The organism is Ferrimonas sp. YFM (assembly GCF_030296015.1).
Lineage (GTDB): Bacteria > Pseudomonadota > Gammaproteobacteria > Enterobacterales > Shewanellaceae > Ferrimonas.
The window spans coordinates 2,771,510-2,788,195 of sequence record NZ_AP027368.1; the positions used below are offsets into that span (position 1 = coordinate 2,771,510).

The following is a 16,686-nucleotide window of genomic DNA, read 5'->3' on the forward strand; positions in this document are numbered from 1 at the left end:
ATGAAACAACCCATCCTCTTTATCGACCGTGACGGCACCCTGGTAGAGGAGCCGCCCATCGACAAACAGCTCGACTCCCTGGAGAAGCTGGTGTTTGAGCCCGCGGTGGTGCCGGCCCTGCTGGCCCTGCAGCAGGCGGGCTACCGTCTGGTGATGGTCTCCAACCAGGACGGCCTGGGCACCGACAGCTTCCCCCAGGTGGACTTCGATGCCCCCCACGACGCCATGATGGCCCTGTTCACCAGCCAGGGAGTGCGCTTCGACGAGGTGCTGATCTGCCCCCACTTCGACAGCGACAACTGCAGCTGCCGCAAACCCAAGCTGGGGCTGGTACGCGACTACCTGACCCAGGGCAAGGTGGACTTCACCCGCTCCGCCGTCATTGGCGACCGGGAGACCGACATGGAACTGGCCTGCGCCATGGGCGTGGCCGGCATCCGCTACGACAGAGACAACTTCGGCTGGGAGCAGATTCTGGCTCAGCTCACCCAGGGTGAACGGCGTGCCACCGCCCGGCGCACCACCCGTGAGACCGACATCCAGATTGAGGTGGATCTCGACAGCCCGGGCCCGGTGAGCATCAACACCGGCGTGGGTTTCTTCGACCACATGCTGGAGCAGATCGCCACCCACGGCGGCATCGGCCTGACCCTCTCCATGAGCGGCGACCTGCACATCGACGAACACCACAGCGTCGAGGACGTGGCCCTGACCCTGGGCCAGGCACTGAAGCAGGCCCTCGGCGACAAGCGAGGCATTGGCCGCTTCGGCTTCGCCCTGCCCATGGACGAGACCGGTGCCCAGTGCCTGCTGGACCTGTCCGGTCGCCCCTACCTGCGCTTCGAAGCCGAATTCACTCGCGACAAGGTCGGCGATCTCAGCACCGAGATGGTCTCCCACTTCTTCCGCTCCCTGGCCGACAGCCTGGGCGCCACCCTGCATCTGTCTGTAGACGGCGACAACGAGCACCACAAGGTGGAGGCGCTGTTCAAGGTGTTTGGCCGAACCCTCCGCCAGGCGGTGCGCATCCAAGGCAGTGAGCTGCCCTCCTCCAAGGGGGTGCTCTGATGAGCCAGGACGCCCCAAAAGTCACCATCATCGACACCGGCTGCGCCAACCTGGCGTCGGTGCGCTTCGCCCTGGCCCGCCTGGGCGCCCAGGTCACCGTCAGCCGGGATCCGGAGGTGATCCTCGCCAGCCCGAGGCTGATCCTGCCCGGTGTCGGCAGTGCAAGCGCCGGTATGGCCGCCCTCAGAGAGAGCGGCGTGCTAGACACCCTCACCCAGGTGAGCCAGCCCCTGCTGGGGATCTGCCTGGGGATGCAGCTGCTGGGCCAGGCCAGCGAGGAGAGCGCCGCCGCCGGCGAACAGACGCCGATGACCGGTCTGCTGCCCTTCACAGTGGCCCAGCTGGAAACCGGTGGTCAGCCTTTGCCCCATATGGGTTGGAACACTTTGGCGCCCAGCGACCATCCGCTGTTCAAGGGCATCGATGAGGGCAGTTACGTCTACTTCGTCCACAGCTACGCGGCCCCGGTGGGCGAGCTCACCCTGGCCAGCAGCGACTACGGCCAGTCCTTCTCCGCCGCCGTAGGCCGGGATAACCTGATGGGGGTGCAGTTTCACCCCGAACGCAGTGGCGCCGTGGGCGCTAAGATACTCAGCAATTTCTTGGAGATGACAGCGTGATCATACCCGCCATCGATCTAATCAACGGCCAGGTGGTGCGCCTGAAAAAGGGCGACTTCAACCAGGTGACCCAGTTTGACACCGATCCCCTGGCCCAGCTCAGCCACTACCGCGACGCCGGCAGCGCCCTGCTGCACATCGTCGATCTCGACGGCGCCAAGGATCCCGCCAACCGCCAGCTGACCACCCTGACCCGGCTGGTGGAGAACCTTAACTGCCCCATCCAGGTGGGCGGTGGCATCCGCGACAAAGCCGAAGTGGAAGCCCTGCTGAAGCTAGGGGTGGACAAGGTGGTCATCGGCTCCCTGGCCGCCCGCGATCCACAGCTGGTCGCCAGCTGGATTCAGGAGTATGGCGCCGAGCGCATCACCGTCGCCCTGGACCTGCTGCTGGATGACCAGGGCAACGCCCAGGTAGCCACCCACGGCTGGCAAAAAGGCTCGGGCAAACTGGTGGAAGAGGTGATCGCCCCGCTGCGCCTGGCTGGTCTCAAGCACGTGCTGTGCACCGACATCGACCGCGACGGCATGCTCACCGGCCCCAACGTGACCCTCTACCAGACCCTGATAGGCCAATACCCGGAGATAAGCTGGCAGGCTTCCGGCGGCATCGCCGAGCTGGAGGATCTCAAGCAGCTGAAAGCCATCGGCATCGGCGGCATCATCATCGGCAAGGCCCTGCTCACCGGCCGTTTTACCATCGAGGAGGCTCTGGCATGCTGGCAAAACGGATAATCCCCTGCCTGGACGTCAAGGCGGGCCAGGTGGTTAAGGGCGTGCAGTTTCGTAACCATGAGGTGGTGGGCGACATCCTCAACCTGGCTCAGCGCTACGCCGACGAGGGTGCCGATGAACTGGTGTTCTACGACATCACCGCCAGCAGCGACGGCCGCACCGTGGACAAGAGTTGGGTCAGCGCCGTGGCCGAGCGCCTGGACATCCCCTTCTGCGTCGCCGGCGGCATTCGCACCATTGAAGACGCCCGCCAGATTCTGGCGGATGGCGCAGATAAGATCTCGGTGAACTCCCCCGCCCTGGCGGACCCCAGCCTGATCACCCGCCTCAACGACACCTTCGGCCGCCAGTGCGTGGTGGTGGGCATCGACTCCTGGTTCGATAAGGAGAGCGGCAGCTACAAGGTGTATCAGTTCACCGGCGACGAGTCTGCCACCCGTCAGACCCAGTGGTACACCCAGGACTGGGCCCAGGAGGTGGAGAAGCGCGGCGCCGGCGAGATTGTCCTCAACGTAATGAATCAGGACGGCGTGCGTAAGGGCTACGACATCGATCAGCTCAGTGCCATTCGTCAGGTCAGTGGACTGCCGCTGATCGCCTCCGGCGGCGCCGGCGCCATGGAGCACTTCGCCGACGTGTTCAAGCAGGCCCGGGTGGACGGCGCCCTGGCCGCATCGGTGTTCCACAAACAGATCATCGATATCATGGAGCTCAAGGGCTATCTGAAACAGCAAGGCATCGAGGTACGGCTATGACCACTCTCTCAATCGATTGGAACAAGATGAACAACCTGGTCCCCGCCGTGGTTCAGGATCACTACAGTGGTCAGGTGCTGATGCTGGGCTACATGAACCCGGAGGCCCTGGCGGTCACCCTGGAGAGCGGCAAGGTCACCTTCTACAGCCGCTCCAAGGACAGGCTGTGGACCAAGGGGGAGAGCTCCGGCAATGTGCTCTCCCTGGTGAGCATCGGCACCGACTGCGACAACGACGCCATCCTAGTGCAGGCCACCCCTGCCGGCCCCACCTGCCACCTGGGCAACACCAGCTGCTTTAACGACTTGGACAATCAGCCCTTCCTGGGCAAACTGGCCCAGGTGGTGGCCGCCCGCCGAGACGCCGACCCAGACAGCAGCTACACCGCCAAGCTGTTGGCGGGCAACCCCAGACGGGTGGCCCAGAAGGTGGGTGAAGAGGGTGTGGAAGTGGCCCTGGCCGCGGCCACCAACGACAGGGAAAACCTGCTGGATGAGACCGCCGACCTGCTCTACCACCTCACCGTACTGCTGGAACAGCAGCAGGTGCCCTTGCCCGAGGTAATCGCCAGACTGGCACAGCGGCATAAGTAGCGGCTGAAGAGAACTGCATAGAACAAAGGGCAGCCATTGGGCTGCCCTTTCAACTTACTCCATCTAAGCGGTAAAAGGAGGGCGTTGCTGAATCTGAATAGCAAACAACTTTCTCTCGGCCTCTTCGCTGGAAGCTTCATCTAAAAGCTTCTTCAAATTCTTCTGCAACATCAATTCCTGCTGTTCCACCGTCAAACCATACTCACTCATGGTTTGCTGTGGGCCTGCATGTGCTGCTCTGCCAGCATGAGATCGCTGTCCAGCGCATTAATGTACATCAACATCTCGATCATCGTTTACTCCTTTAAAAATGGGCCTTGCCCGTTACATCAAACAGTTTCAACTTCCGGCACCACCGGGCCATTCTGCTGAACCTGAGGGGCTCGAATCACTAAGTGTGCATCTTCTATTCCCATCGCCTTGGCGATCTCAGAGAGGTTACCCTCAAGCAGCACTTGGCGTTGATCCACGGTCAATCCGTACTCACTCATGGCATTCTGCGGATCTTGTTGATGCCTTTGCGCCAAGGTCGGATCCACATCCAGGGCATTCAGGTACAGCAGCAGCTCAATCATCATCTTCTCCGTTTGATCTATTTTTCTCATCCCACACTGATTCTGCCAGGGTCTGCAACTTATCCAGCATGGCATTATCCGCAGCCATCTCCCGACAAGGTGGCACCACCAAAGTGGTGATCTGATTCAGAGTGGCCTGGGGCAGTTCGGCCAGAGGCAGGCGCTCGATGCGGGTGGGCTCCAGCGGCGAGGTGGCCGCCTCATACAGGATTACCTCATGGTCCAGCGGGTAATCCTGGGACAGCTTCTCCACCAACAATTTGATGTAGGCCTGATGAGTCTCGAACCGCTTCATGGAGAGATCTCCGGCAACGCCAGGCTGCCACAGGATCAGCAGCGCACTGGGGTCAATGCGCCGCTCATAAATCATAAACTGGGTGCACTCCATCGCCTGTTCGCCGGCACTGGCCGGGTCGACCTCCAGATCCGCATACAAGCAGTCCGCCGCCGATATCCCAGGTTCAATATGCGCCGGAAACTCCTCAGCCCGGGCGAGATCTATCGCCTTCTTGGAGATGCAAGAGAACACCGAGGGGTGACCATAGAACACCGCGCACACTCTGCGCCCCTTGCGCACCTCCTCCATAATGCGCTCGGCCATCTCATCATAGGTCTGGCCCCGAGGCTTACCTTCGCCGCCGCCCTCGCCATAGAGATCCAGCAAACAGCGATACTCCTTGCTCATCTCCTTAATCCATTGGCGGCTCAGATGATTGGCCATGGCCGCCAACACCACATCAGCCTGCTCAATACAGCTTTTGGCCCTGGGAGTAAGCTGACCAGCCAGTCGCATCCCGGAGCCCACACAAACCAAACTGCCCTGTTTGCTCATCACTCAATCTCTTCCTACAACAAAAAAGCATACCCGGTAGCGGCGATAAGCCACCGCCGGGTATGCCCTTTCTACTTCAGTGGTACCTGACCATGCTCGGCCTGCAAAGTACATAGGCCCAACGACGGCTTGTAGGCATCGGTGCTTTCATCATCCAGTACCGTCGCCACCCGGTTGCGCCCCAGATGCTTGGCCTGGTACAGGCACTTATCAGCGGTCACCAGAAGCTTATCCAGACTGTCCACGGCCTCATCCAGCTTGGCCACCCCAAAACTGGCACTGATATCCAGTTTGTTGTTGGCCACCGGCGCAATGATCCGCTCCAAGCCCTCACGACAGCGTTCCGACAACTGCCTGGCCTGTTCGATATCCGTATTGGGCAAACAGATAACGAACTCCTCACCACCCAGGCGACCCAGAATATCCTTGTCACGGATGCTGTTGCGAACCACACGAGACACCGTCTTCAACACCCAGTCACCCACCGCATGACCAAAGGTATCGTTAATCTTCTTGAAGTGGTCCAAGTCAAACACCACCAGAGACAGCGGCTGCTCCCGCCGCTTCGCCTCAGCCACCGCCTTGGTACAAGACTCCATCAAACTCACCCTGGACAGCACCTTGGTTAACGCGTCCGTTTCCAATGAAACCTTAATTTTAGCCTTCTGCTTCTGAACAAACACGACAACCACAGCCAGCAATATACACGCCAAAGAGGACCAAATAAGCAATACACGAATCTGATTAAAACGTGTCTCGGCTAATTGATTTTCCAAATGAAGCTTGCGATTTCGCTCCTCAGCCAAGTTCAATTGATGAACATAATCTGATGCTTTTATCGAAGCTAGGCTGAAAACCATAGACTTTTTCAAAATCTCTTCTTCAAAACTCTTATGTAACTCTACGGCCTTTAAGAGATACGCGTTTGCGTCTTGAAATTCGCCTTTCTGGATAGAGGCTTCAGACATATACTCATAAACATCAATCAAGTGATCTGAATACTCTTGAATCTCAAGGGTTTCCTGAGCCTTTTTGAGATATGAATAAGCAATATCTGGACTGCCCAATCTTATATATGAAAACCCTATATACTTCTCAAGTATAGAAACAAACTCGAACCCTTTTGATTTATCTGAATTTTTGTATTCTTCTTCACCGACACGAATTGCTTCTGCATACCTTTCCGTTTCGGCAAGCTTACGAGTTTCAAAGGCAACTAGCAACGATACGACCATCATATCGTTCGAATTTATACAAGTCGATTTTGCATCGCTATAAACTTCATCAAAACTAGAATATTCTTCCGTATTTAAATACAGATCCAATTTGTTCGCCATACCATAGCACTGTATTCTAAGGTTGGAAGACTCTAATCCCAACTCCACCATCTTATCAGCAAAACTCAAAGACTCTTCGTACATAAATAAGTGTTTATATGTAGTAACAACAGAATGTAGAACCATTGACCGACTCAGGGGAGTACCTATCTCTGATAGCAAGTCTACAGATTTTGTCACATAACCGAGAGCATCATTATAACGACCAAGCACCACAAGAACTTCAGAATACTGTTGAAATGCCTTCGCACGACTATCAATTGAGGCCGACTTCCAATCGAATGAATCTAGTGCTGCTAATCTCTCCTCACTCTTATGCCTAATCCCAAGGTGATAAGCCAAATACAGATGATATCTTTCCTTTTGAATTTCATTAAGGTTTTCAATATTCTTTTCCAAGTACAAGAAATACGATTCAGCTTTATCAGGATCTTCAAAAGAAAGCTGAGTAACTTTGTTGATTATGTCTTCATAGCTTTCCTGTCCTTTTACCGGACAGACTAGAATAAAAAGCGAAAACACAAAAACAAAAAGAGTACGATGATAATTTTTATAGTCAGCGTACCCTTTCATAATAGAAAAGCTTTATTTCTGTTGAACTTGAACGACGTTAACCAAATCCTGATCAGAGTTGGCACCCGACAACGCACGTATTTTATCTGAATCACCAGACATCACTGCAGCAATCTCTTCATCACTTAATCCATAAGTTTTCATTGTGCTTTCAGGGTCTTTCTTATGAGCATCCAGCAGATCAGCGTTGCTATCCAGTTCATTAATGTAATCGAGCAGTTTAGACATCTTATATTCCCTAATTATGACAGTCCCTGAGTGGTTTCCGAACCACTACAACGACAGAAACCGATGAAAAATCATACCAATGCGCGCCACACCTCGTAAAGCACTTCTTTAACCTTTCCACAACACCCCACCCCCTCATACCCAGACACCCAACCTTTCACTCTCCCCCACACCTCCATTGCCAATTCCCCACTTCCACGCTCAGTTGCCACCGGCAGCGCCCCACTTCTGTCAGCTCAGCCCCATTAAAAGGCTGCTGCAACGGATCCAGTCAACTGCAACAGGCCTATTAGCCAAACAAGACGCCCTCCATATTAAGACACCCAACTTTTCACTCTCCCCCACACCTCCATTCCCAATTCCCCTCTTCCACACTCAGTTGCCACCGGCAGCGCCCCACTTTTGTCAGCTCAGCCCCTTAAAACACAGCTGCGCAGCCTCCAATCAACTGCAACAGGCCTATTAACCAAACTAGAGGCATACTTGTTCCTTCACTCCACTCAATGGGTGAATTCAAAGCCGTAAAGAAAATTGGAGGTTAGCCGAGCAATCGCTTCGCCGCTGTTGTGCCCCGAACTCGCTGCATCAGATTCGCATCGCCACAGCGCCTGAGGCTGTCTACCCGGCCAGCATAATGACTGAACTGATACTCAAACCCCTGAGTCAGCTCCAGCCAAGAATCCGCCTCCACGTTCAGACGTTGCAGCAAGGAAGGAGTACAGTCATCCATATACCCTTTTCCCTCCACCATCACCCTGGCGGTCATCTCCACCAGATCCAGGTAATCATTAAGGTGACAGGGCAAAGCGTCTTCTTTCCCACCGGGTGAGGTAAAGCTCTTTAGGAATGCAGGCTGCTTCCCCACCTTTGCAGATTGAATTCGCCGTCGAATGCTGGTGTGTTTCGAATCCTCAGGCTTCTTTGCCATGCCTGAACGTACCGGGTTGAGATCGACATATGCCATGCACGCTAGAAGCGCTTGCTCATCCAGTAAGGCCTGGGAACGAAACCGTCCTTCCCAAAACCTGCCAGTGCACTCGTCTTCTTTATTGGCTTTACGGGCGATGTATTCATTAAGAGTCCGCATAAACCAGCTGATGTCCATCAGGCGTGTTCGATAGAGGTCAGCCTGCATTTTGACGAGGTCCAGTTCCCAAGGCTCCAAGGAGTCTCTCTGCTCTTCATCAACAAAACGTTTAGTGAGAGCGTTTCCAGAGAAGAGCTGATGCCATCGAGAAACGACTTCGACATCATCCCAGTCCTTCGCGAGCTCCACATTCACATAGAGCACAAGGTGCGTGTGGTTGCTCATCACCGCATAGGCTGCGACCTCAATGGCAAACACCTTGGCAAGGGACAACAACCTGTCCTCTACCCACTGACGACGGTGTTCGTAGCTTTTACCACTGTACTGGTCCCTACCACACAGAAATGAGCGCCGGACACATCGGCTGATGCAATGGTAGTGGCGCGTGTCATCCAAGCTGACTTGTTGCTTCCTGGCCTTTGGCATGGTTCCCTCCTTTCCAAAAGCAAGAGCTAAGTGTAGTGCACCTCCGCAACAAGAAGGTCGCAGCAGACAGGCCTAACTATGGGAGTCCTCATAAGAAAGAGCCGAACTAAGGATGGGTGTCTTGACAGGAAGAGGTGTAACTGTGGGTGTCTTGGTATGGGAGGGGGAAGAAAAACGGCCCCGCGTGTGCGGGGCCGAGAGGACTGATCTGTTTCACCCTCTTATGGGGCATCATCTCAGTACGGCTTTATCAATTGATTGTATTGCCGTTATTTTTATTAAACGTCCTGTAAATACAGCAACGCCAACGAGTGGCGTGACATATCCCCCTAAGTCCCACTTGGAGTGGTTAGTTGAATAACTCAAACTCGCCGGATTCGATCTCGGCCTTAAGATCCAGGTAGTCGCTCAACCGCAGGCCGGTCAGTTCGAAACCCAGAAATTGCTTGTTCTGCTGTTCGTTCACGTCATCCAGACGCTGGCACATCTGTGCCTCGGCCTGCTCCAGCGCACCCTCGGCGCTGTCAGCCTGCACGGCAAATTGCTCAAAATGGAAACCAATGAAGTTCTCTTCGGCATCGGTCTCATTGGCTCGCCCAAAAACCACGTAGTCCATTTTTGTTATCCTTCAAGTTCGATTCGATGATTAAGTTATACTGGTCGGACATAAATTAAAAGACCTTGAAAATATATTTTTTATTAACTTTGTTTTACAGAGACTTATAAAAGTTGGTTTTCTACAGGAACGTTAACTGGATCACATTGGCGCAAAACTCAAAATCAAAAACATTTTCATCCTCGGCGACCTAAACGTGACGCAATAACACCAACACCCAACAACAAAGCATTGCGCATCAATAGCTTAAGAAGAAAAAAGACAGATAGCCAACATTGTCAAAGTGATGATTCATGTAATTTGGCTAGTGAAATTAGCGGGATAGATTATTCGTTTACAAATAGTTACATGCATTGCCCAAATGATTGAAAATATAAAACTGATTTATAAAGCTAAATAGCATCAAAGATTTAGAATTCGATTTTCACCTGATTATTCTATTCGCCGATTCAACTCACTGAATTACTGCACAAAATCAAAAAAATCAGACTTACAGGGCTCACTGTCGCGAAGAAGTTTCACAAAAATCAGTATCATCCTCCCTTGACACCCAAATGATAACGGTTATCATTTGCATAAACGATATGAGAGGAGACCTACCATGCTGTTTACCATTGATGCCCGTTTGGACCAGCGCCCCAGCAGCCTGACCGTGTACCATTCACTGAGCGGACGTCCGGTGATGCGCCTTCAGGAGGGGGAGCTGAATGAGATGCTGGAAGCCGGCGACATCTGCCTGCAGGAGCTGACCAGCAACGACAGCCAGACCCTTCACAACCTGGCCTGGGAGCTGCTGTTATTTCAAAGCGCTGAGCACACCAGACACAGCTCGCTGAGCAGCTTCGAGGCCTGAGATCATGACGCTAGCCATACCTCCGGATAAACCCTGCAGACAGCACAAAGACACAGAAAAGATAACGCCCGGCAAGTGCCGGGCGTTTTTGTCTTTATCGGTAGAGAAGCCTGGCCCCCTCGGGCCGGGTATGCAGCACCTTAAGAAACCACATGTACTGCTCAGGATGGGCACCTATCAGCCGCTCCAGCTGATGGTTGAGCAATGACGCCTCCGCCTCCTTGGACAGCTTGTTGTCCATCTCCAGGGCCTCAAACACCTCCATGGTCATGTTCCCCTTCTCCTTGTCGATGCCTATGGTCAGCGGCAGCACTGTGGCGCCACCGCAGTTGGCCAGGCGGCCAATCACCGGCAGGGTCGCCTTCTGGGTAGCAAAGAAGTCAGCAAAGATGCTTTTCTCGGGACCATGGTCCTGATCCGGCAGATAGAAGAAACTCTCTCCCCGGCGCAGCCCCTGTACCAAGGTACGCAGGCCCGCATCTCTGTGGTACACGGTACCGCCGAAACGGCAGCGCTGGCGCACACTCAGCCAGTTGAACACCGGGTTCTTATGATGTTTGACCATACCCATCATCGGCAGTCCCCAGGAGGAGAGCCTGGCACCGGCGTATTCGATGCCCCACAGGTGCGGCACCAGAAAGACGATGGGTTTACCCTGGGCACGGGCTTGCTCGATGTGCTCCAGCCCCTTGATGGCGATGTGCTTCTCCAGGTGCTTACGGGACTTAACCGCCAGCACCCCCATGCTCAGGCCCACCAGGGAAAAGTTGAACATCATGTTCTTCAGGATCGCTTCGGTTTCCGCCTCACTCATGTCGGGGAAGCAGGCGCCCAGGTTGGCCCTGGCGATGCGGAACGGTTTCTTGCAGAAGGGGCGGATGATGCGCGCCAGTCCTCTGGCCATCCAGAAGCGCACCCTGTGAGGCAGGAACGCCAACAGCAACATCATGCCCACGGCCAGCCAGGAGGGCCAGTACTTGGGCGATAGCATGCTAGAGCAGAATTCCACCCGGTAGGGCTGACTCGGAGAGATGGGCAGGGACATAATATTGTTCTAATGGTTGTGCTTCTGAATACGGATCACACCTTACCTGAACCCCGACTGACTCACAACGATCGCCCGTTAAACTCGCGGGTCAGATTGGTTTCGAAATGATAACTGAACAGGATTTCATCAACGGCTGTAGGGATCTGGCTGGCCCGGCGGCTGACTCTTAAAGAACTTCAAAATCCACATGTACTGGGCCGGCTCTGGCCCAATCAGGGCTTCAATTTCCTGGTTCAGGCGACGAGCATCCTGCTCAGCCCCCTCCAATACCTCGGTGACGGCCGGGCGAATGACACCTCGGAACACCCCTCGCTCACGGTCGTAGAGGGCAGCCATAGGGAAGATCACCCCATCTGTGGCCTGTAGCATCTTGCTCATACAGGGCAGTGTCGCCTTGTGGGTGGCAAACAGCGGCACATAGGCACTGCGTGACAGGCCATGGTCCTGGTCCGGCAGGTAATAGGCGCTATAGCCCTCCTTGATAGCCCCGAGCAAAGAGGAAATGCCGGCACCGCGACCGAAGATCTTGCCGCCAAATCGACTGCGAGCTTTCTGCATCAGATAGTCGGTCGCTTCATTTTTCTGAGGATTGACCATGGTGGTCATGGGATAGCCCCTGGAAGCCAGCAGCAATCCAGGGAAATCCACAAACCAGGTGTGAGGCACAATAAAAATAAGCGGCTTGTCGCTCCCCAGATAGGGGGCCAGATGCTCCTCCCCCTCCAGTTGGATATGACGCTCCAGCCAGCGGCGGCTGCGCACCAGCAAGGTGGTGCCGGACAGCAGTGAGATGGCCGCAAGTTCAAACATCTCATCCAACACCTGCTGGCGCCGTTCGGCGTTCCAGTCCGGGAAACACAGCTTCAGATTGATCTCCGCCCGACGACGGCTGCGCTGGGCCCGCCGGCCGACCTTACGGCCCAGCCAGGCACCCAACCCGTCCCGCCAGCGATAAGGCAGGAAGGCAATAAGAATAAACAGCGGCATCAGCAGCCACACCCCGAGATACTTGGGGTGCAACAGGCCGAGTCGGAAACCGGGGCGATGCTCCGGGACAGCAATCTCTTTGGCAGTCACGTTCACTTTCTTAACTACGTCATTGAACACGCAGGATCGACAAGGGGCCGACTCTCGCCCGCTCGCAGGCGAAAATGTCCGGCCCCCTGGGGACACTGAACAGTGCCGAGATTATAACAGCAGAGAGTAGATAAACTGTAGACCCCTAAAAAGCTCTGCTTAAATCACGTTCAGCCAATGTCGTGAGTGGCCACAGTGGCCCTGAGGATGTTGTCGTGAATTGGGCAGCGGTGACAGGTCTTGTCCAGAAACGCCTTCTTCTCTTCGTCAGTCAGATCCGCATCGATGTCGGCAACGATTTCGAAGGACTTGAAGCCAATAGGATCGTCGGTCTCCTTGCCCACCAGGCCGGCGGGATTCAGCACCGCTTTCACGTCCACCTCGATGCCGCGCAGATCAATCTTGTCTTCTCGGGCCACCATCTTACCTATGGTCGAGATGCAGGCCGCCAGAGAGAACAGGAAGGTTTCCAATGGGTTGGCACCCTCATCGCCGCCACTGGGCTGGTCAACAATCAGGGTGTGTTTGCGCACCTGAGCGGTAACTTTCCAGCCCTCTGTCATGGAGGAACGAACGTGATAGATCTTATCGGCCATAGTAAAAAGTCTCTTACATTAGAATTTGCTAAAGCATGCTAAAAAATTGAAGTCCAAGGTGCAAGCATCTCTTTGACATTAACACGGCTCTGGGTAATCCTTTGTGGCCCGGATCACCCGAATTCAGATTATGACTCACCCAAAGGTCGGAATTGGCATCATTATTCGCCGAGACGACGGCAAGATTCTCATCGGTAAACGCAAAGGCAGCCACGCCCCCTACTTCTCTATTCCCGGCGGTCATCTGGAACTGGGGGAGAGCTTCGAGCAAACCGCCATCCGTGAAGTCAGGGAGGAGACCGGCCTGGTCATCGACAACCCTCAGGTGCTGGCGATCACCAATAACCTGCGAACCTATCGCGAAGAGGGCAAGCACTACGTTTCAGTGGTGTTGCTGGCGGAGCATCAGGGGGAGGAGCCCATCAACTGCGAGCCGGACAAATGTGAAGGTTGGCTCTGGGTGGATCCCAGGGAACTGCCCCAGCCCCATTTCGACGCCAGTGAACAAAGCATCGCTTGCTACCTGGCGGGCACCCACTACCTGCAACCCACTGACGCCTGATACCACCAAACAGATTTCCTAGAGCGCCTTCATCATCCAGCAGTCGCAAGCACTGTGGCCGCTGTCGCCCCAGGGCGCATGCAGCCGCTCGAACCCTTTGGATTCGTAAAGCTTTCTGGCCTGAACCATGGGTTCAAAGGTTTCCAGATAACAGTGATGGTAGCCCTGTCCTTCGGCGTAGCTCAATGCCGTATCCAGCAGAGCCTGGCCTATGCCCTTGCCGCGGCACTGTGGGCTAAGATACATCTTCTGCAGTTCGCAGGTCGCCGGCCAATGGCATTGGAATGGCGCGATGCCGGCGCCCCCCACGATGCGCCCATCCAACTCCGCCACCCAGTAGCGATACCCCTCGTTCTGGTAAGCCAGGCTGAGCGCATCCAATTCAGGATCCTGCCAGGCAAAACCGGGACGGTCTGCCCCAAACTCTGCCAATACTTCCCTAATGATTTCAGCTAACTGCGAATTGTCTTTCGCACAGATCTCACGAATCTTCATCATCATGCCCCTGAGTCTCTCAACCTCACAAAACCGCGGCCCGACGGCCATTCTTTACTTACCATCCATTCTAATCTGATGGCAAATTTGTAAGAATGACCCTGAGATCTGCAGCAGGTGATTTACATTCACCCGTCATAGGATCACAGTTTTAACATTGGATTGGTCGGACTCACGGATGAAACAGCTCTCCTTCACGCTTGAAGACCACAACGATCTCTCTCAGTTCCTGAGCGATCCCGAACTGGCTCGCCTGGCCATAAGCGCCAGTGCCATGCTGGTTCAGCTCTACAGTGCCTACCAGGATCCACAGCGGCTGGAGCAGATCGCCTCAGAAACGCTCAAACGCTTTCCCCAGGCCCAGGTGGTCGGAGCCACCACAGTCGGTGAGATCCATCAGGGCCACACCCTGACCGGCAACACGGTGATTGGGGTAACTCTGTTTGAGTCGAGCGGAGTGGAATCTCTGTTCCTCCCCTGCATCCGTGGGGAAGAGAATCAAACCGGCCGGGAGCTGCGCCAGTTGCTGGAGCAGCGCCTGGAAGTGGCCGGACTGCTGCTGCTCACCACCTCCACCGCCTTCAATACCAATACCCTGATCGCCGAGCTGGGCAGCCAGCCCCTGCCCTTCCCTGTGTTCGGCGGCGGAGCGGCGGATTATGGCAAGGTAAAACGCTCCCTGGTGGTGCACCAGGGCAGATGCCATGAAAGTGGTGTGGTGGCGGTGATCTTCAAGGGCGCCGATCTTCAGATCGACTGCCACAGCTACCTGGGATGGCGCGCCCTGAGTAAACCCATGGTCGCCACCGAGGTGAAGGATCTCAGCCTGAAGCTGCTGGACAACCGTCCCGCCTTCGAGGTGCTCTCCCGCTACCTCAACATCACCAATGACGACAGCTTTCATCTGAGTGCCCTGGAGTTTCCCCTGATGGTTACCCGGGGAGAGCACACCCTGGCGCGCACCCCCATCTCTGTGGGACGGGGACGCAGCATCGAATTCTTTGCCGACATCAAACAGGGTGAGCAGGTGCGACTGGGCTATGGCGACCCACGGATGATCATCCGCGATGCCCGGCAGGTCCATGACAAGATGGCTGAATTTGCGCCACAAGCGGTGTTCCTCTACAGCTGTGGTTGTCGCCGATTCCTGATGCAGGAGCAGGTCGAACTGGAAACCCACCCCTTCCAGCAGCTGGCACCCACCATGGGCTTCTACACCTATGGCGAGTTTTACGGCAACGGCGAAGAGTTGTTACTGCTCAATTCCACCATGGTGGCCGTGGGGATGCGTGAAGGGGAAGCCGGCAGCGAGCCCAGGCTGGCTCAGCAGTCTCTGGATGACACCGCTCAGGATCGCCTCGACGACCCCTACGCCAATCAGCATATCCGCATCATGGAGCGGCTGATGCATTTCATCGACGCGGTCACCGACGAGCTGCAGCAAGCCAGCCACGAGCTTGAAGAGAAGGCCACGGTCGACAAGCTGACCCAGTTACCCAACCGGGTTCAACTGGAAGAGCTGCTGACCCAGGAGATTCTCCATGAGGAGCGATACGGCCGCCCCTTCTCATTGATCTTACTGGATATCGACAACCTGTCGGAGATCAACGACCGTCACGGCCGGCTGATTGGCGATGAGGTACTGTCCGAAACCGCCCAGTTGCTGAACGCCCACACCAGGCGCACCGACTTGGTGGGACGCTGGGAGGGGGGCACCTTTATGGTGATCCTGCCAGACACCCAATTGGCTGAAGCCAAGGTCGCCGCCATCAAGCTGTACGCCATGTTTGGACAGACCCACTTCACCCATGGCGAGCACTGCACCGCCAGCCTGGGCGTGGCCCAATACCCGCCTGGCTATGCGCTGGAGCAGATGGTCAGCCGGGTGCGCCAGTCCCTGAGCCGGGCCAAGCAGGCCGGGGGAGATCAGGTACACACCCTGAGCTGATCAGCGCACCAGACGCTTCAGCTCGCCCTGCTCCAGGGCAAAGCGCCACCGGTTGAGCCGGGTCGGCGGGGCCGCCATAGGCTCGCTCACATCCCGATCGCGGAAGGTCACCGACAACCGCAGACCGGTCACCTCCATGGCATCCAGGGCGATACGATCCCCGAGGAAAACAGCAGGCAGAGGTTTGAAGCCGCAGCTCTGCCCCTGATTCACCGACAGATAGTAGAAACTGCCGCTGCCGCCGGGCTGGTGAACCACCACGTCCACCACTTCGTCGATGCCGTCCCCATCCAGATCCCCTTTCGCAGCCAGCATCTGGGTCAGCCTCGGGTGACTGACCGACATCAGCACACCTTCAACCAGATGGCTCTCAGGGGCTTTCTGAGTGCATACTTCAGGCTCAGTGGGCGCAGGGGCCGATTGGCAGCCCGCCAGCAGCCACAGGGCCAGTACACCGAACGTCAGCCTCATACTTTGGGCTCCTTATCACTCCAGATGGCCAGTTCATTACCCCCGGGCTCGACGAAGTGAAAACGACGGCCTCCAGGGAAGGAGAATATCGGGCGACAGATCTGCGCCCCAAGGGCAGAGACCTTCTCCAGGCTGGCCTCCAGGTTGTCGCTGTAGAGCACCACCAGGGCGCCCCCCTGCTCTACCCGGCTG

General features: G+C 55.8%; 21 protein-coding genes. 8 read left to right on the forward strand and 13 right to left on the reverse strand.

The genetic code is table 11. The features are described from left to right. The 5 genes from hisB to hisIE are packed head-to-tail and all read left to right on the forward strand — an operon-like array spanning position 1 to position 3,770. On the forward strand, positions 1 to 1,068 hold the full coding sequence (gene hisB, locus QUE41_RS12955; RefSeq protein ID WP_286339444.1) for a bifunctional histidinol-phosphatase/imidazoleglycerol-phosphate dehydratase HisB: 1,068 nt from the start codon (positions 1 to 3) through the stop codon (positions 1,066 to 1,068). Then, positions 1,068 to 1,688, forward strand: a complete 621-nt coding sequence (hisH, locus tag QUE41_RS12960) for an imidazole glycerol phosphate synthase subunit HisH (RefSeq protein WP_286339445.1) — start codon at positions 1,068 to 1,070, stop codon at positions 1,686 to 1,688. The genes hisB and hisH overlap by 1 nt, the downstream gene beginning before the upstream one ends. Continuing rightward, positions 1,685 to 2,422 (forward strand): 1-(5-phosphoribosyl)-5-[(5-phosphoribosylamino)methylideneamino]imidazole-4-carboxamide isomerase, encoded by a 738-nt coding sequence (gene hisA, locus QUE41_RS12965; RefSeq protein ID WP_286339446.1) that lies wholly within the window; start codon positions 1,685 to 1,687, stop codon positions 2,420 to 2,422. Before hisH ends, hisA begins: the two co-directional genes overlap by 4 nt. Beyond that, positions 2,404 to 3,177 (forward strand): imidazole glycerol phosphate synthase subunit HisF, encoded by a 774-nt coding sequence (gene hisF / locus QUE41_RS12970; protein ID WP_286339447.1) that lies wholly within the window; start codon positions 2,404 to 2,406, stop codon positions 3,175 to 3,177. Before hisA ends, hisF begins: the two co-directional genes overlap by 19 nt. Then, positions 3,174 to 3,770 carry a bifunctional phosphoribosyl-AMP cyclohydrolase/phosphoribosyl-ATP diphosphatase HisIE gene (hisIE, locus tag QUE41_RS12975; RefSeq protein WP_286339448.1) on the forward strand — a complete coding sequence of 199 codons (597 nt, stop codon included), beginning with the start codon at positions 3,174 to 3,176 and terminating at the stop codon, positions 3,768 to 3,770. The genes hisF and hisIE overlap by 4 nt, the downstream gene beginning before the upstream one ends. Before the next feature lie 63 nt (positions 3,771 to 3,833). On the opposite strand, the gene QUE41_RS12980 is transcribed toward hisIE, so the two are convergent. The 7 genes from QUE41_RS12980 to QUE41_RS13010 form a co-directional block, all read right to left on the reverse strand. Then, positions 3,834 to 3,980, reverse strand: a complete 147-nt coding sequence (locus QUE41_RS12980; protein ID WP_286339449.1) for a hypothetical protein — start codon at positions 3,978 to 3,980, stop codon at positions 3,834 to 3,836. Positions 3,981 to 4,099: 119 nt separating this feature from the next. Continuing rightward, the gene (locus QUE41_RS12985) at positions 4,100 to 4,345 is read right to left on the reverse strand and encodes a hypothetical protein (protein ID WP_286339450.1); all 246 of its coding nucleotides are present in this window, start codon (positions 4,343 to 4,345) and stop codon (positions 4,100 to 4,102) included. Next, positions 4,338 to 5,177, reverse strand: a complete 840-nt coding sequence (locus tag QUE41_RS12990; protein ID WP_286342945.1) for an SAM-dependent methyltransferase — start codon at positions 5,175 to 5,177, stop codon at positions 4,338 to 4,340. Before QUE41_RS12990 ends, QUE41_RS12985 begins: the two co-directional genes overlap by 8 nt. 71 nt (positions 5,178 to 5,248) lie before the next feature. Beyond that, a complete protein-coding gene (locus QUE41_RS12995) occupies positions 5,249 to 7,087 on the reverse strand; it encodes a tetratricopeptide repeat-containing diguanylate cyclase (protein WP_286339451.1) in 1,839 nt (612 codons plus the stop codon). A gap of 12 nt (positions 7,088 to 7,099) precedes the next feature. Further along, on the reverse strand, positions 7,100 to 7,315 hold the full coding sequence (locus QUE41_RS13000; RefSeq protein WP_286339452.1) for a hypothetical protein: 216 nt from the start codon (positions 7,313 to 7,315) through the stop codon (positions 7,100 to 7,102). A gap of 538 nt (positions 7,316 to 7,853) precedes the next feature. Then, positions 7,854 to 8,828, reverse strand: coding sequence for a transposase (locus tag QUE41_RS13005; RefSeq protein ID WP_502875886.1), 975 nt, complete (start codon positions 8,826 to 8,828; stop codon positions 7,854 to 7,856). A gap of 349 nt (positions 8,829 to 9,177) precedes the next feature. Continuing rightward, positions 9,178 to 9,444, reverse strand: a complete 267-nt coding sequence (locus QUE41_RS13010; RefSeq protein ID WP_286339454.1) for a hypothetical protein — start codon at positions 9,442 to 9,444, stop codon at positions 9,178 to 9,180. A gap of 601 nt (positions 9,445 to 10,045) precedes the next feature. Between QUE41_RS13010 and QUE41_RS13015 the strand changes: the two genes are divergently transcribed. Further along, complete coding sequence (locus tag QUE41_RS13015; RefSeq protein ID WP_286339455.1) at positions 10,046 to 10,297, forward strand: hypothetical protein; 252 nt, start codon at positions 10,046 to 10,048, stop codon at positions 10,295 to 10,297. A gap of 94 nt (positions 10,298 to 10,391) precedes the next feature. Here QUE41_RS13015 and lpxM read toward each other — a convergent pair whose 3' ends face one another. The 3 genes from lpxM to QUE41_RS13030 all read right to left on the reverse strand — a co-directional run bounded on the left by lpxM (position 10,392) and on the right by QUE41_RS13030 (position 13,018). Continuing rightward, positions 10,392 to 11,342, reverse strand: a complete 951-nt coding sequence (gene lpxM / locus QUE41_RS13020) for a lauroyl-Kdo(2)-lipid IV(A) myristoyltransferase (protein WP_286339456.1) — start codon at positions 11,340 to 11,342, stop codon at positions 10,392 to 10,394. 129 nt (positions 11,343 to 11,471) lie between these two features. Further along, positions 11,472 to 12,422 carry a lipid A biosynthesis (KDO)2-(lauroyl)-lipid IVA acyltransferase gene (locus tag QUE41_RS13025; RefSeq protein ID WP_286339457.1) on the reverse strand — a complete coding sequence of 317 codons (951 nt, stop codon included), beginning with the start codon at positions 12,420 to 12,422 and terminating at the stop codon, positions 11,472 to 11,474. Between the two features lie 170 nt (positions 12,423 to 12,592). Next, on the reverse strand, positions 12,593 to 13,018 hold the full coding sequence (locus QUE41_RS13030) for an OsmC family protein (protein WP_286339458.1): 426 nt from the start codon (positions 13,016 to 13,018) through the stop codon (positions 12,593 to 12,595). Positions 13,019 to 13,148: 130 nt separating this feature from the next. Between QUE41_RS13030 and QUE41_RS13035 the strand changes: the two genes are divergently transcribed. Beyond that, positions 13,149 to 13,580 carry a nucleotide triphosphate diphosphatase NUDT15 gene (locus tag QUE41_RS13035; protein WP_286339459.1) on the forward strand — a complete coding sequence of 144 codons (432 nt, stop codon included), beginning with the start codon at positions 13,149 to 13,151 and terminating at the stop codon, positions 13,578 to 13,580. 18 nt (positions 13,581 to 13,598) lie between these two features. Here the strand turns inward: QUE41_RS13035 and QUE41_RS13040 are convergent, their stop codons facing one another. Next, a complete protein-coding gene (locus QUE41_RS13040; protein ID WP_353506849.1) occupies positions 13,599 to 14,012 on the reverse strand; it encodes a GNAT family N-acetyltransferase in 414 nt (137 codons plus the stop codon). A 241-nt stretch (positions 14,013 to 14,253) separates the two neighbouring features. Between QUE41_RS13040 and QUE41_RS13045 the strand changes: the two genes are divergently transcribed. After that, positions 14,254 to 16,023, forward strand: coding sequence for a sensor domain-containing diguanylate cyclase (locus QUE41_RS13045; protein ID WP_286339461.1), 1,770 nt, complete (start codon positions 14,254 to 14,256; stop codon positions 16,021 to 16,023). Here QUE41_RS13045 and QUE41_RS13050 read toward each other — a convergent pair whose 3' ends face one another. Continuing rightward, positions 16,024 to 16,494 carry a hypothetical protein gene (locus QUE41_RS13050; protein WP_286339462.1) on the reverse strand — a complete coding sequence of 157 codons (471 nt, stop codon included), beginning with the start codon at positions 16,492 to 16,494 and terminating at the stop codon, positions 16,024 to 16,026. After that, positions 16,491 to 16,658, reverse strand: a complete 168-nt coding sequence (locus QUE41_RS21600; protein ID WP_502875887.1) for a VOC family protein — start codon at positions 16,656 to 16,658, stop codon at positions 16,491 to 16,493. The genes QUE41_RS13050 and QUE41_RS21600 overlap by 4 nt, the downstream gene beginning before the upstream one ends. Between the last annotated feature and the right edge of the window lie 28 nt (positions 16,659 to 16,686).